The following is a 15,322-nucleotide window of genomic DNA, read 5'->3' on the forward strand; positions in this document are numbered from 1 at the left end:
TAATTAAAGATATAGGCTGACAGACTTACTGGTTAGGGAATATGGCCCAAATTTTTAATCAAGGTTTTTTTCATGAAGGAATTAGCGTGAGTGAAAGCGAATACAATATTTTGAAACGGTGGAGAATCCATGGAGGAGGGTGAACGATATGAGTTTTTGCTGTGGGGCTAGTATGATGGGTACAAAGGGTACACTGAAGCATTATCGCACTCAAGTACATAATGTTCCCCTGCTGTTTTGTCCGGTCTGCCATCGCGTAGAGGTACATCATCGGGTGGAGAATGAGTATGAAATATTAGCCGAATACGCCCATGGTGACGGAGCATCCCAGGTGGATTTTCAGGATTATGTGATGGAAGATGAGGATGCGATATTTGAGAATGTTGTCAACCGCGAGTCGGAGGATCCCCTTACGGTTGTTCAGAGTCAGATTGATATGTCGTTAGATCTCTTGGTGGTTGCCAAATGGATGGAGGATGAGAAGTGGCAGGGCGAACTGAAAAGACGGCTTGCTGTAATGAGTCAGCGCAGGCTTCGGCTCCAGAAGCAACCTTAATTCAGGAATTAATTAAGCCTCGTTAATACCCGGGGCTTTTTTAATGTTTCAAATCCCAACCCATTGGTTAATGATTTATGTTATTTGTTAGGAATGAGGATCCTATCCTTTACATATACGTAAATGCATAAGCTGAGATTATGGTATTTACAAGTAATTTTCCATTTTTCGACAGGATTTCTGATTGACGTTTCTTTGTCTCGATGACTATCATGGAAGGAAGCAGATTCGGGCTGCTTCTGATTCAAAGGCGGACAAGCTGATTTTTCTTGCATGAATTTTTTGTCGGTTTGGTGAGTTCAACTTTTCAAGAAAAGGGGGAGCCATCTTGTTGAGTCAAATCCGTGAATCTGAGCTGCAGGCTATTCGTTCTTTTCATTCCAGCCAGCTTATAAGGAACAAGTATGAAAACATACTGGAGAATCTCGACAGCGGGATCATCCTGTTTGATAGTGACGGAGTCTTGGCATTTGTGAATGTACAGATGGCTAAACTGCTAGGTGTATCCCGTAAATCGCTAACTGGCTGTACATTGACCCAGCTGGTGCGTCATCCCCAGCTCTCCAGATTCAAGAAGAGAAAAGTACTGCGCATTTTTCGGGAGACGGTGTTTCATCGAAAAAGATTCCATGAACTGGTAGACGAATATGGCAGATCGTGGTTGATCACTATGACCTATGGGGATCAGATGGAAGGCGATTTTCTGATCAGTGTAAAGGATGTATCCGACTTCAAGCGAATAGAGCAAAGCGCTTATCAGAATGACAAGCTGGCCATGCTGGGAAAGATCTCCGCATCCATTGCCCATGAAATACGCAATCCGCTGACATCCATCCGTGGCTTCATACAACTGCTTCGTCCGCATCTTGTAAGTTTAGGGAAGGACGAGTACGCCAGAATTATACTAACGGAGATTGATCGTGCGAATGATATTATATATGAATTTCTGAATTCCTCCAAGCCCTCGGCACCAGAGACCAAGATTGTGTCCGTATCCTCCTTATTGAAGGAAGTAGTTCTTCTAACAGAGAGCGAAGCACTCATGAAGGGATGCCAGATCAATCTGCATACCGATGAGACCCCGCCTGCGTACATTTCCGTGGATGTGAAGCAGATCAAACAGGTAATTCTGAATATTATCAAGAATGCGCTGGATGCCATTAATGAACACCATGACGAGAACATTACAGGCATGATCGATATTTCAGCCCGCGATAACGGAAAGCATATCAAAATCTGTATTTCCGATAACGGGGGCGGCATGGATCAGAACACCTTAAATCATCTATTCAATCCGTTCTTCACAACGAAGGAGAGTGGAACGGGTCTTGGACTATCCGTGAGTTACAGCATTATTAGAAATCATGGTGGTTCGATCGCAGTGGATAGCCAGGTCGGCGCCGGAACGGAGTTTGTGATTACTTTCCCCAAGCTGGAGGTTTCGGAAGTTTAAAGTTAGTTGCACCTAGAACAATCTTAAATGAATACGAGAGCAGCTGTTCCGATGGAATGGCTTTTTCTTTTTGGGAGGATCCATGATGAAATGGACAATAGAGAGTGGCCTAACCCCTCAACATATTCATTGTGATGCCATATTTGTTCCCGTTACAAAAACACAAACAGTGGAGGGCGGTATTTCTGAATTTTGGGATCCGCTGCTGAAGGACTTGGAGGATAGCCGTTTGTTTGACGGCACTCCTCATCGGACATTCGTATGGCCGGAAAGTTTCCGTGGCAGAACGCGACTGCTCCTGTTTATAGGGTGTCCCGAAGGCATCCTGACAGCTGAACAGCTGCGGTTAGTAGCGGCTCAAGCGGCGAAGATCGGCACTAAATCAGGTATACGCAGTGCTGCGATTCAAATTCCGCGAACGATGGTCAGCAGCATGGCTGAACAGACGCCTCGGGATGCTGCGCAGGCATTAACGGAAGGTTTTATCCTCGGAAGCTATCGAAAGTCTCAGTATAAGCGTGATGCTTCTGAACGAACGGAGATTGATGAAATCGTCTATTATATGAAGGAAAAAATGGACCCAGCATTTGAAGCACATTGGGCAGAAGGTGTGTCTCGAGGCGTAGCGGTTGGGGAAGGAACCTGTCTGGCACGTGATTTAACGAATCTGCCTGGCAATATGCTCGTACCGGATGATCTAGCCGGAAAAGCCCTTCAGCTAGCCGAGAGGTACGGTATGGAAGCTCAGATATTGGACGAGCAGGAACTCGAGGAGAAGGGCATGGGCGGGCTACTGGCCGTAGGTAAGGGCAGCATCCATCCCCCGCGCATGATCGTGATTCGTTATCAGGGGCTGAATACGTGGAATGATGTGATCGGCCTGATTGGCAAGGGGGTCACGTTTGATACGGGTGGTGTGTCCCTGAAGCGGGCGTCCGGGATGGAGGATATGATTAGCGATATGGGCGGAGCAGCTACGGTGCTGGGCGTAATGGAAGCGCTGGGACGGATTCGCCCGAAGGCCAATGTGGTGATGGTGATCCCGTCTGCCGAGAATGTGATGAGCGGCAGCGCTTATAAACCCGGAGATATCATTACTACGCTGAGCGGACGTACTATCGAAGTGCTCAATACGGATGCAGAGGGCCGTATTGTTCTTGCGGATGGAGTAACGTATGCCAAGGAGCTTGGTGCGACGCGCTTGATCGATGTTGCCACATTGACCGGGGCGGTTGTTTCGACGCTTGGAGACGTAGCTACAGGGGCAGTTACCAATGATGAGGCCTTTCTGGAGGAGCTGATTGCCTCTTCCCGGAGGGCAGGTGAGAAAATTTGGCCGCTGCCGTCTTATCCCGAATTCTGGGATAAATTGAAGAGCCAGGTAGCGGATATACGAAATCAAGCCGGTCGCGACGCCGGAACGATAACGGGTGGTCTTTTTGTGGGCACATTCGCTGATGGACTGCCATGGGTGCATTTTGATATTGCAGGAACAGCGTACTTGTCCAAGGAGAGGGGAGTCGATCCCAGAGGGGGGACCGGCGTGCTCGTTCGTACCATCACCGACTGGATATGCAGGCAGTCGTGATTTCCTTTACAAAAACGTGCGCCCTGGAGGACAGTTGTGCTTTACTTTTCAACCGGCATTCAAGTATGATGAAGAGAAAATTGCCGAGAGGAGTTTAGCTTAGAATGATTAAGAGCAGCCAGACAAAAATTGTAGACTGTACCATTCGCGACGGCGGACTGGTGAACAATTGGGATTTTAGTGTGGAATTCGTACAAAATTTATATGCAGGCCTGAATGAGGCTGGCGTGGACTATATGGAAATCGGATATAAAAATTCTCCTAAGCTCTTGAAGGGCGCGGATCAAGCCGGTCCTTGGCGTTTTCTGGATGATGAGTTCCTGAGAGAAGTCATTCCTCATAAAGGCAAAACCAAACTGTCTGCCCTTGTGGATATCGGCCGCGTGGACGAAGACGATATTTTGCCGCGCGAGGAAAGTCTGCTGGATCTGATCCGCGTAGCTTGTTACATTAAAGATGTGGATAAAGCGCTGGCGCTGGTTCAGACCTTCCACGATCGGGGTTATGAGACTACGCTTAACATTATGGCGCTTTCCAATGTGATGGAGAATGAGCTGCTGGAAGCTTTTGAGATGATCAGGGAAAGCGTCGTGGATGTGGTATACATCGTTGATTCTTACGGAAGCCTTGATCATAAGGACATGGAATACCTGGTTAATAAATTTAAGACACATCTGCCGAATAAGCGCCTTGGCGTTCATACCCATAACAACATGCAGCTGGCATTCTCCAATACTCTGGTTGCTGCCGACCTTGGGGTTGAGCTGCTGGATGCGTCCGTGTACGGAATGGGACGTGCGGCTGGCAACTGTCCGACCGAGCTGCTGGTTACCCATCTGAAAGGGACCAAGTACGAGCTGCGTCCGGTTCTGGATATTATCGAGCGTTACATGATTCCTCTGCGCGAGAAAGAGGAGTGGGGTTACATTATGCCCTACATGATCACAGGTACGCTGGACGAACACCCACGCTCCGCTATGGCTCTTCGCGCTTCGGATGATAAGGATAAAATCGTGGATTTTTATGATAAATTGACGACGCCGGAAGTAACTTTCGACAAGAACAAATAAGGATGCTCCTGGCATCACGTTATTTCTCACGGTTAAAACAAGGCAGCATCTTTCCCTCGCGGAAGGATGCTGTTTGTTTGCTTTCGTTGTTCATATTAATTTCCATAAAATACATGTTGAAATTATACTTTCAGCGTGGTATATTTATTTTTGTCTTCAAAAGACAACATCATCATCGGGACGTAGCTCAGCTTGGTAGAGCACCTGGTTTGGGACCAGGGGGTCGCATGTTCAAATCGTGTCGTCCCGATTCGCTTACGTTTTAGGACCTCGCAAAAGTAATCAGAATATGCCCCGAAGCATAGCGTCACTTTTGTAGGTTAATATGCGGGTGTAGTTCAATGGTAGAACTCCAGCCTTCCAAGCTGGTAGCGTGGGTTCGATTCCCATCACCCGCTTAGCTTTAAGAAATGCTTGAAACCCTTGTGCCACAAGGGTTTTTTGTTTGCCCTTTTTTCGACATACGACTTTCTATATAAGGAGGTATGATTAGGGGGCAAGTTTGATCCATTTTGGATTCAGCTCCTCTAACTGGTCAGCTGCAGACCGATTAATGGCTTCAGATCTATGTATATAAATGTTGGCCCTCGTGTCCATCTTCGTATGCTGCAATCTCTCCTGTATGGTTTTGAGATCCATGCCGCACTCGCAGCAGCATCTTCTTGACGTCACCCTCGATCTTATTTCCTTCTTCGTCCAGCGATTTGTTTCACGGTCCATATCGCAGACCTCTCATGATCAACGTCAGGCCATTCTACTGCCAACAATTCCCCCGCCTAAAGCCACCAAGGATTGCCCCGGTAAAAATACAGCCGCCAGTGAGCAGGGAGGGTATAGAGGGCTGTCAGGAGCTTCACTTCCTCTTGTTTTGTATAGGCGTGTTTTCTTGATTGAATTAGTATCCGGATCTAATCTCTGAGATATAGCTCTTTCCTTGAAATTAGGATCAAAAAACTCCAATTGTTTTTTCTTGAGAAATATCAGTAATGTTGGTCTCCGGAGATGAAGTAGAAGGTTGATGAACTCAGTTAAGAATGGGCTCAAGGAAGTAATTCTGATCGGAAAATTGGATTGGGGCGGTTGTGAGTAAGGGCGCTGATTCTTAGAGTCATTTCTTAGGTATAACGAACTGGGATCCCCCTAATAATAACGCCTAATTTTTATCTCGGAATGGTTCCGGTTTGTTTGATACAAGTTATTCGTCCACCCCCAAAATGTGCATTTGACATATAGATATGATCATACACACAGTCATGAAGTCTAAGGGAAGGAGGCGTAAATGAAGGATGGCAGCTAAACGTAAGTACAAATGTTTAAAGGCAAAAAGAAAATACAAATATACCAAAAGAATTAAAAAAACAGTTTTTCGTAAGAAACCCCTTTGTAAGAGGCGGTTATCAATGTGGTGTTTATTAAATAGAAGAAAGCAAAATCTTCAAGCTGCAATTGATCAGCAAGCCTTACAAGCTGCAATACAGGAAGTTAAATCCGAAATGAAGGCTGAGTTAGATAAATGGTGTGAAATGCAGAGATCGCTAAGCCAGCCAGGTATTCAAGGGATTTCAGGTCCGCAAGGGATACAAGGTATTCCGGGAGCTCGAGGAGAACGAGGGATTGATGGATCTGAGGGTCCCCCAGGAATACAAGGCCTTCCGGGATTACAAGGAATACAAGGAGAGATAGGTCCTCAAGGAATACAAGGAGAGATAGGTCCTCAAGGAATACAAGGAGAGATAGGTCCTCGAGGAATACAAGGAGAGATAGGTCCTCAAGGCCCTCCTGGACCTGTAGTAATTCCTGAAGTTACCATCTCGCCTACGACAAACCGTTATTTTTATCAACCGGAAACAGATTTGGATTTAACCATGTCGGTTACAATTCCAGCCAGTTTTTTCACCAACGATTTGGGGGCTCCAGTTGCGGATTTCTCAGCACTCGACCCCAATAGTTTTAACAATCTTTATATAAATGGAATTCTTCAGCCGGGTAATTCGTATGATGTAAACCCTACCAGCTTATTATTTCCGGCACAAAGCACCATAATCTATGCGGGAACCCCTATCGTTTTAGAAGCAGTACAGCTAACGGCGAATGTTACTGTCTAGTAATTTTTAGAAGAATGCCCTCACTTCTCCCGAACCCTCTGCATTTATTGTACAAGAGGATCAGGCATGTTTTCTAAGTTTTTGCTTGAAAATCTGTATGAGTCTCAAGAATGAAGGGAGGCGATGAAAATGCCAATAGTACCACCGTATCAAAACAGTAGAAGATTCACTGCTACAGCGGGTGCTGGAACGGGAACAGGAACAACATTCGCGATTGCAGCAACAGCGTTTATCAATGATGCAGGAACAGCTGCCACGGTATTTCCGAGTACGTTCAACTATTACAACCTTTATGTGAATGGTATAATGCAAACGGCTGACGTTTCTTCTGTTACAACAACGACGATTACCATCCCTGATGGCGACACGTTAGATCCTGGAACTCCACTTATAGTTCAATTCGTTGTCTCTTAATTCATGCTGGTTTTCAAAGAAAGACCTGCTCTGATTTTTAAACGAGCAGGTCTTTTCTCTGATTTCAAACCAAAGGGGAATTTTGATCCTTCCCGGATGACTTTGTCGGTACTACTAAATCAATGGATAACGAACATCGAACCCTGACCATAAGGCTGTTTGATGAATATGAAAATACGGAGTTAACAGGGATTGTCGTTCTGATCCACACGTTTAGACGAGAGATCAAATTGTCCATGGCTGAAGGTGAATGGCATTGGATTAAGATCGATGAAATTGAAAATAAATTACGAAGGCCCCACCTTCATTTTGAAGTGCCCCCCTTTTTGTGGACCGTTTGTCGCCTTTGACAGAAGAACAAGCTTTGAATTATTTGAAAAGCAGCACATAATGAGGTTTGGGCAACCTCTCAAAATGATGCTAAAGATCTTGCAATGAGAGCAGGACAAAGTTTCTTTACTGGACCTGAAAGTCATCGTGCAAACGGATATAATGAGACCTACTACTATTACCATTACCATGGAGGAAAAGATACTAGTCGCCAGATTGGTCATATCTTTTACGGAACAGCAGGTAGCTTGGGGCTTCAAAAAAGAAAACAAGTTAATCTACAAAGGATAAGTTCTTACTCTAGTACCTTCTTAATATTATTCAAAACACGGATTCATTAATTCTAAATAATAAGAGGTTTATAAAATGCAAATAGATATCCAAAAACTTTATGATAAGTATATGACTTTAGACATTCCCAACCCTTTTAATTTAGAACAGATCGATCAGATTCTAAAAGATAAATATTTTGCTGTAGAAACGGATCTTGAAAATTTTTCAGGACTAAGATTTGACCCTTACGAGAATTTTGATGAAGCAGTTAAAGCATATAGTTTTAGAGATAAAAGGGGTATTAAGGAACTTTTTAAACTTAATTCGGAAGAATATGATGAATCTTTAGTCCCTAATGGAATTAACTTAACTGTGAATTCAAAAGATAATATGTATATTTCAGGTGGAACCGAGATAGGTGGCTCTAATTTGTTATCTATTGAAACAGCAATTTTTTTTGGAATTGATAAGGAAGAAATGACACTGGGCAATGAGCGATTCGAGGACTATTTGGTTGCTCTATATTTGGCTGGATATATACAATTCGAAAATGATACAATATTAGAAGATGTTTACAAGCGATATAGGGATAGCTACTTGTTAGAATATTATGGTCCTTCAAGTGGTCGTGGAGGAGAGAAATTGTATTAAAGCAATGTTAACCCATGGATATGTACAAAATTGTAGGATAGCCGATTCAAGTCAATTCAGATAATTGATTCGCGTTCATTCTTTTATCGACATAAATGCCTTTAGGTATTTGTATCTTGGTCTTTGATTACTTCTATTTCTGCTTTCATGCATCGAAGATGTCGTAACTCAGCGTTGGTTATCACACCAATAATTATGGTACCCCCGATAATGATTCCAATAAAGGTAAACATTATGCCCTATGAATAAGATCAAACAACTCGATCATTATTCTTCACCGTCTTTACCTTTTTGCCTAAGTAAGTGTACACAAATGGAACGAAGTAACCAATTGCCACTAATGTCTTTCGCAGATGCCCCTTTTACATCCCAAAATTATCTGTTATAATGGCGATAATTTCATTCCAAGAATGCGAGGTAACCCAGTCCAATGAAGTAAGACACCCTTTTCTCTAAACAACTGCATGTGGTTTTGCAGGCGTTTCTCTACGGCGGTAGAGGAGAGATTTGGTGTGTCTGAAAAATGTGACCGGGGTACCTCTTTTTGTTGTGTAGAAACGGTGCTCTTATGTAATACAATCACATATACGGAACGAACTTACAGCTTCCGCTAACGGCCCAAGTTATCGAGTTTATCTCCATAACCGTCAAGGCTGGCTTGGAATGAACAGCCGAACGTTAGTGGCTGCTTGCTGTAGATCGTCCCGTCTTCAGCTCCATCATCCTCTTTAAACATCCGCTGCAGGCTATCGCTTGCGGTTTTTTTATGTTTTCCAAGAGAGAGGATGAGGTTATATGACCATGATTTTAAAAGCAAAAGATATAAGTATGGAACTGCAAGGAAGGCCGCTGTTTGAAGGAATTCAGTTTGAGGTTGCGGAAGGAGAACGGATCGCGCTGTACGGACGGAATGGTACTGGTAAAACGACGCTGTTCTCCATCTTGGCAGGCGAGCTCGAACCGACCTCGGGCGTAGTGGAGACGATTCTGCCGAGGGAGCGCTGGGGCTGGCTCAGGCAGCAGGATGAGCCGGATGAGGGAAGCATGAGTGCAATCGATACGGTGCGAAGCCGCAGTCATGCTTCGCTATGGGAGTTGAAGCTTGGGCTTGCCGGTGTAGAGCGGCTGATGAATAGCGGGAACAATGAGAGCATGGAACAACTGCTGGAGCAGTACGGAAATCTGCTGGAGCGCTTCGAGTCCCAGAACGGGTTCCAATGGGAAACCGAGGTGGAGAAAGCTATGACGATGCTGGGAATCGGGCCAGAGGTGTGGCCTGTTCCCTACCGCGAACTCAGCGGAGGACAGAAGACGAAGGTTATGCTGTCGGCCCTACTGGTATCCGCTCCGAAATTTCTCCTGCTCGACGAGCCGACGAACCATTTGGATAATGAAAGCCTGGTCTGGCTGGAGCAGTGGCTGGTATCGTCCTATAAGGGAACCGTGTTATTTGTGTCTCACGACAGGGAGTTTATCGACCGGGTGGCAACCTCCGTATGCGAGTTGACACCAGACGAACTCAGGCGTTACCGGGGAGGTTATACGGATTACCGCCGGGAAAAAGAACGGGAGCTGCGCGAGCAGGAGACGCTTTATCGCAAGCAGGAGCTGGCGCGCAAGGCGCTGGAGGATTCGATCCGCAGGTACGAGGAGTGGTTCCATAAAGCGCATGATGCGGCCGGGGACGTCAGTGACGTCAAGATAACCGCCAGCTTCTACAAAGCGAAGGCGAAGAAAAACATCTCGCGATATCACGCCAAGGAGAAGGCACTGGAACGGCTTGAAGCCGAACGGGTAGATAAGCCGCGCAGCGGTCCCAAGCTGAACATGGAGCTGGAGGGGGAAGCTTTTGGTGGTCGCACGCTTCTCCAGGTGAAGGATATAGGTTTTGGATATGGGGAAACCCGTCTTTTTGATAAGCTGACCTTCTATTTAAACCGAGGCGACCGGTTGGCCGTAAGGGGACCTAACGGAAGCGGCAAAACGACGCTGCTCAAGCTGCTGCTGGGAGAGATCGCTCCGCAGGAGGGACGGATCACACAGAATCCTTCAATCCGGATCGGCTATTTCTCACAGGAGCTTGAAGAGCTTGAGCCCGAAACCACACTGCTGGACAGCCTGCTTGTCATACCGGGCATGACGGAGAGCCGTGCACGCACGCTGCTCGGTTCGTTCCTTTTCCGAAGGGACGATGTATTTAAGAAGATGGGGCAGCTGAGCATGGGGGAGAAGTGCAGAACGGCTTTTCTCAAGTTATATTTCAGCGGAGCCCATCTGCTTGTTCTGGATGAACCCTCGAATTACTTGGATGTGGATACCCGCGAGGTAATTGAACAGGTGCTCGTGAACTTTCCGGGTGCGATTGCGCTTGTATCCCATGACCGGTATCTGGTGCGCCAAATCGCCAACCGGCTGCTGACACTGAAGCCTGGTGAAGCTCCGGTATGGTTTGAGGGGAGCGTGGACGAGGAGGAAGAGCAGGCCTCTCGCATTGGTGTCATCAAGGGGGACACAGAGAAAGATAACCGCCGTATGGCGCTTGAATACCGGGTTCAGGAATTGCTGGGCCTATCAACCGACGAGATAGAGGCGGGGGAAGAGGCGAACTGGCTTGCTGAAATCAGAGCACTTCGGGCTGAGCTAGCCAATCTTCAAGCGGATAAATAAGCGTTGTTGACTAAAATCGAGCCGATAGGGTTAAAATGGGGGAAATGAAACTTGCCATATCCCGCAAGGTTGCATATAATAAACCCTATATATTTGTATAAGACAAAATGCGTCGATGGAGAAAAGTAGCTAGTGCCTCTTTACAGGGAAGAGATACCATGGATTGAGAGTGTCTCTCAAAGAATCAGGCTGGCGAAGTTCGCTCCGGAGCAGTTCCTTGAACACGGCATGCTGCCGGTCAGTAGGGGATAACGGGTCCGATTCGTTACGTCGGTCAAGTGAGCATGATAAGCCATATCCAATCCAAGGGTACAATGGTCTTGGCAAGGATAGGATGGCATGTTAACAAGGGTGGTACCACGGTCTCTTCGTCCCTTTTCGGGAGGAGAGGCCTTTTTTGTTTTCAGTACAATGATGGAGTTTACAAAGGGGTGTGCGAATAGCCATGAAGGAAAAATTAGAAGCATTGAAGCAGGAAGCATTGGCGCAATTGCAGGATGTCAACGATCCGCAGCAGCTGAACGATTTACGGGTGAAATACCTTGGCAAAAAAGGTGCCCTGACTGAAATACTGCGCGGAATGGGCGCGCTGAGCGCAGAGGAGCGTCCTGTCATTGGCCAGGTGGCCAACGATGTGCGCGGTGCGATTGAGGAAGTCATCTCCAGCAAGCAGGAGGCCTTCCAGCAGCAGGAAACCGAAGAGCGTCTGCGTGCGGAGAAGGTGGATGTAACCCTTCCGGGACGCAAGCTCACCCAAGGCGCGGTTCATCCGCTCAGCAAGGTCATTCAGGATATCGAGGATATTTTCATCGGCATGGGCTACCGCGTAGCGGAAGGTCCGGAGGTGGAGACGGACTACTTCAACTTCGAGGCATTGAATCTGCCGAAGAATCATCCGGCGCGCGACATGCAGGATTCCTTCTATTTGACGGAGGATTTGCTGATGCGTACGCAGACATCCCCGGTGCAAGCCCGGACGATGCTGTCAATGCAAGGGAAGGCGCCTGTCAAAATCATCTGCCCGGGACGCGTATTCCGCCGGGACGACGATGACGCGACCCATTCATTCCAGTTCCATCAAATCGAGGGACTGGTGATCGGTGAGAACATTCGCATGAGTGACTTGAAAGGAACGCTGCTGCAATTCGTGCAGGAGATGTTCGGCGATAACACGCAGATTCGACTGCGTCCAAGCTTCTTTCCTTTCACCGAGCCGAGCGCGGAAGTGGATGTATCCTGCGTGAAATGCGGGGGCAGCGGCTGTCGCGTATGCAAGCAAACGGGCTGGCTTGAGATTTTAGGCTGCGGAATGGTTCATCCGAAGGTGCTTGAGATGGGCGGCTATGACTCTGAGAAGTACAGCGGATTTGCATTCGGTATGGGCGTTGAGCGCATTGCCATGCTGAAATACGGTGTGGATGATATCCGTCATTTCTTCAACAACGATGCAGCATTCTTGAATCAATTCACGCGGATTTAATTTAAACGATAAAGGGAAGTGAACAGACAATGAGAGTATCAACCGATTGGTTGTCCGATTATATTTCGCTCGAAGGTGTGACCTCGGAGGATTTAGCGAGCCGTATTACATCAGCCGGTATTGAAATCGATGTGATCGAGAAACGGAATCAGGGCATTAACAAAGTTGTCGTAGGCTACGTCAAGAGTAAGGAGAAGCATCCTGATGCAGATAAGCTGAATGTGTGCATCGTGGATGCCGGTCAGGAGGAAGATATCCAGATCGTTTGCGGAGCAAAAAATGTGGATGCCGGCCAGAAAGTGCCCGTAGCGCTTGTAGGCGCGAAGCTTCCCGGCGGCATGGATATCAAGAAAGCCAAGCTGCGCGGTGTTCTTTCCCAAGGTATGATCTGTTCGGCCAAGGAGCTTGGCATGAACGACAAGCTGCTGCCCAAGGAGCTGCAGGAAGGGATTCTCGTTCTTCCGGCTGAAACCGAGATCGGTAAGCCGATAGTGGACGTGCTGGGTCTGAACGATGAGATTCTGGAGCTGGATCTGACGCCGAACCGTTCCGATTGCCTGAGTATGCTGGGCGCAGCATATGAAGTGAGTGCTATTCTGGGACGTGAACTGAGCCTTCCAAACCCTGAGAAAGAAGTGATGGAAGTTCATGATACAGCTGCGGATCATATCTCGGTTACAATCGGTGCAGCTGAGCAGTGCAGCCATTATGCTGCGCGCTATATTACCGGAGTAAGAATCGCGCCTTCCCCACTGTGGATGCAGAACCGATTGATGGCAGCGGGCGTGCGGCCGATCAACAATATCGTGGATATTACAAACTATGTCATGCTTGAATATGGCCAGCCGCTGCATGCTTTTGATGCGGACCACTTGAAGGACGGCGCGGTTCATGTACGAATGGCTGAAGCCGGTGAAACGATGGTAACGCTGGACGGAGCAGAGCGTCGTCTGGAGCCGCATATGCTGGTTATTACAGCCGGTGGAAAACCTGTAGCTCTGGCAGGCGTTATGGGCGGCCTGGACTCCGAAGTAACGGACGGTACGGTGAATATTCTCCTCGAATCGGCTAAATTCGATGGCGGTACCGTTCGCAAAACATCCCGTCAGCTCGGCTTGCGTTCGGAAGCAAGCTCGCGCTTCGAGAAGGAAGTGGATCCAGCGGCAGTCATACCTGCGCTGAACCGTGCAGCGGCGTTGATGGCGAAATATGCCGACGGTGCCGTACATCAGGGGATTGTCGAGGCAGGCAGCGCTCATGCCGAGCCGACCGTTATCACGTTGTCGCTGGAGAAGCTCAACCGGTATCTGGGCACGGAGCTGTCTCTGCTTGAGGTAAAAACCATTTTCTCGAGATTGCATTTCCCGAGCGGTGATGCAGGCCAAGGATTGGTGGATGTTCAGGTGCCGTCCCGCCGCGGCGATATCGTGCTGGATGTGGACTTGATTGAAGAGGTTGCCCGCTTGTATGGATACGACAACATTCCGACAACGGCGATTGAAGGTCCGACAACACCGGGCTCCTTGACAAAAGCGCAGGCTATTCGCCGCTCGCTTCGCCGGCTGCTGACACATAGCGGCTTCCAGGAGGTTCTGGGGTATTCATTCATTCATCCGCAGCAAGCGGAAATGTTTACTTCTCTTGCGTCAGAAGGCACGGCAGTTAAGCTTGCCATGCCGATGAGTGAGGACCGCAGCGTGCTTCGCACCAGCCTGCTGCCACAGCTGCTGGATATCGCTGTGTATAACCATAACCGCAAACAGCCGGATCTGGCCCTGTTTGAAATAGGGAACTTGTTTCATACGTTAGAGGAGACGCTGACGAAGCAGCCGCTGGAGCGTCCGGTTCTCGGCTTGCTCATGACAGGCCGTAAAGGAAACAAGCAGTGGAATGTGCAGCCTGCCAAAGTGGACTTCTTCGATCTGAAGGGAGCGCTTGAGACGGTACTCGACTATCTTGGAATACGCGTTGAGGACATCACTTACGTGGCAAATAGCCCGGAAGGATTCCATCCTGGACGCTCCGCTTCCGTATATACGGGTCAAGGCGAGAACCAGCAGCTGCTTGGTGTACTGGGACAAATTCATCCGAAGACGCAGCAAGAGCTGGATTTGGAAGATACCTATGCTGCCGAAATCCTGCTTGAGCCGTTGTATGATTTGACCAATGCCCGCGTCGCTTATCGCGATCTGCCTAGATTCCCGGGAATGGAGCGCGATCTTGCCATCGTGGTCGATGAGCAGGTTGAAGCCGGCTCCCTGATTCAAGTCATCAAGGAGAATGCAGGCGAGCTGCTGCAGCAAATTCAGGTGTTTGATGTCTTCACCGGCAGCAAGCTTGGGGAAGGCAAGAAGAGTGTTGCCATCTCCTTGACGTATCGTCATCAGGAACGGACGTTGACGGACGAAGAGGTTGCCGAGGTTACCGAAAAAGCAGTCTCAGCGCTCCAGCAAACTTTTGGCGCAGAATTAAGAAAATAGCAGGAATTGTGAACGCCCGCATCGAATCCATTACATCAGAGATTCGATGCGGGCTTTTTTGCTCTAAATGGAACTGGGATTTGCATCAGGATGCCCGCAGGGTACATAATTATAAGCACAAAACTGTGTTATCATATACCAAACTTCGGTCTGTTTTCTTGAGGTTCGTCTCCAGATGTTATCTCATATATAATGAAGAAAGAGGATAGACCATTTCAGACATCATAGAATCTACACATAATAGAAGGAGGGCAC

General features: G+C 47.7%; 10 protein-coding genes, 2 tRNA genes and 1 other annotated feature. All 12 genes read left to right on the forward strand.

From position 1 onward, the window contains the following. Nucleotides 1–148: 148 nt before the first annotated feature. The 12 genes from WDY75_RS07190 to pheT all read left to right on the forward strand — a co-directional run bounded on the left by WDY75_RS07190 (nt 149) and on the right by pheT (nt 15,067). The gene (locus WDY75_RS07190) at nt 149–556 is read left to right on the forward strand and encodes a hypothetical protein (protein ID WP_006212243.1); all 408 of its coding nucleotides are present in this window, start codon (nt 149–151) and stop codon (nt 554–556) included. A gap of 328 nt (nt 557–884) precedes the next feature. Further along, nucleotides 885–2,009, forward strand: coding sequence for an ATP-binding protein (locus tag WDY75_RS07195; RefSeq protein ID WP_036639707.1), 1,125 nt, complete (start codon nt 885–887; stop codon nt 2,007–2,009). Between the two features lie 82 nt (nt 2,010–2,091). Then, entirely contained in the window at nt 2,092–3,597 is a 1,506-nt protein-coding gene (locus tag WDY75_RS07200) for a leucyl aminopeptidase (RefSeq protein WP_231888249.1), read from the forward strand. A 104-nt stretch (nt 3,598–3,701) separates the two neighbouring features. Further along, nucleotides 3,702–4,667 carry an aldolase catalytic domain-containing protein gene (locus WDY75_RS07205; RefSeq protein WP_006212240.1) on the forward strand — a complete coding sequence of 322 codons (966 nt, stop codon included), beginning with the start codon at nt 3,702–3,704 and terminating at the stop codon, nt 4,665–4,667. A gap of 176 nt (nt 4,668–4,843) precedes the next feature. Continuing rightward, a tRNA-Pro gene (locus WDY75_RS07210) sits at nt 4,844–4,917 on the forward strand. A 77-nt stretch (nt 4,918–4,994) separates the two neighbouring features. Continuing rightward, nucleotides 4,995–5,065 (forward strand) — tRNA-Gly (locus WDY75_RS07215). Nucleotides 5,066–5,953: 888 nt separating this feature from the next. Next, nucleotides 5,954–6,772 (forward strand): DUF4183 domain-containing protein, encoded by an 819-nt coding sequence (locus WDY75_RS07220; RefSeq protein WP_082834444.1) that lies wholly within the window; start codon nt 5,954–5,956, stop codon nt 6,770–6,772. A gap of 129 nt (nt 6,773–6,901) precedes the next feature. Then, nucleotides 6,902–7,186, forward strand: coding sequence for a DUF4183 domain-containing protein (locus WDY75_RS07225; RefSeq protein ID WP_006212237.1), 285 nt, complete (start codon nt 6,902–6,904; stop codon nt 7,184–7,186). A 696-nt stretch (nt 7,187–7,882) separates the two neighbouring features. Further along, nucleotides 7,883–8,440 carry a hypothetical protein gene (locus WDY75_RS07235; RefSeq protein WP_006212235.1) on the forward strand — a complete coding sequence of 186 codons (558 nt, stop codon included), beginning with the start codon at nt 7,883–7,885 and terminating at the stop codon, nt 8,438–8,440. Between the two features lie 828 nt (nt 8,441–9,268). After that, nucleotides 9,269–11,107 (forward strand): ribosomal protection-like ABC-F family protein, encoded by a 1,839-nt coding sequence (gene abc-f / locus WDY75_RS07240; RefSeq protein ID WP_409348327.1) that lies wholly within the window; start codon nt 9,269–9,271, stop codon nt 11,105–11,107. 103 nt (nt 11,108–11,210) lie between these two features. Then, nucleotides 11,211–11,486: a binding site (T-box leader), on the forward strand. Nucleotides 11,487–11,552: 66 nt separating this feature from the next. Further along, the gene (pheS, locus tag WDY75_RS07245; RefSeq protein ID WP_006212231.1) at nt 11,553–12,587 is read left to right on the forward strand and encodes a phenylalanine--tRNA ligase subunit alpha; all 1,035 of its coding nucleotides are present in this window, start codon (nt 11,553–11,555) and stop codon (nt 12,585–12,587) included. 29 nt (nt 12,588–12,616) lie between these two features. Next, nucleotides 12,617–15,067, forward strand: a complete 2,451-nt coding sequence (gene pheT, locus WDY75_RS07250; protein ID WP_006212230.1) for a phenylalanine--tRNA ligase subunit beta — start codon at nt 12,617–12,619, stop codon at nt 15,065–15,067. Nucleotides 15,068–15,322: the final 255 nt, after the last annotated feature.

The organism is Paenibacillus glucanolyticus (assembly GCF_037333485.1).
Taxonomy (GTDB): domain Bacteria; phylum Bacillota; class Bacilli; order Paenibacillales; family Paenibacillaceae; genus Paenibacillus_AQ; species Paenibacillus_AQ glucanolyticus.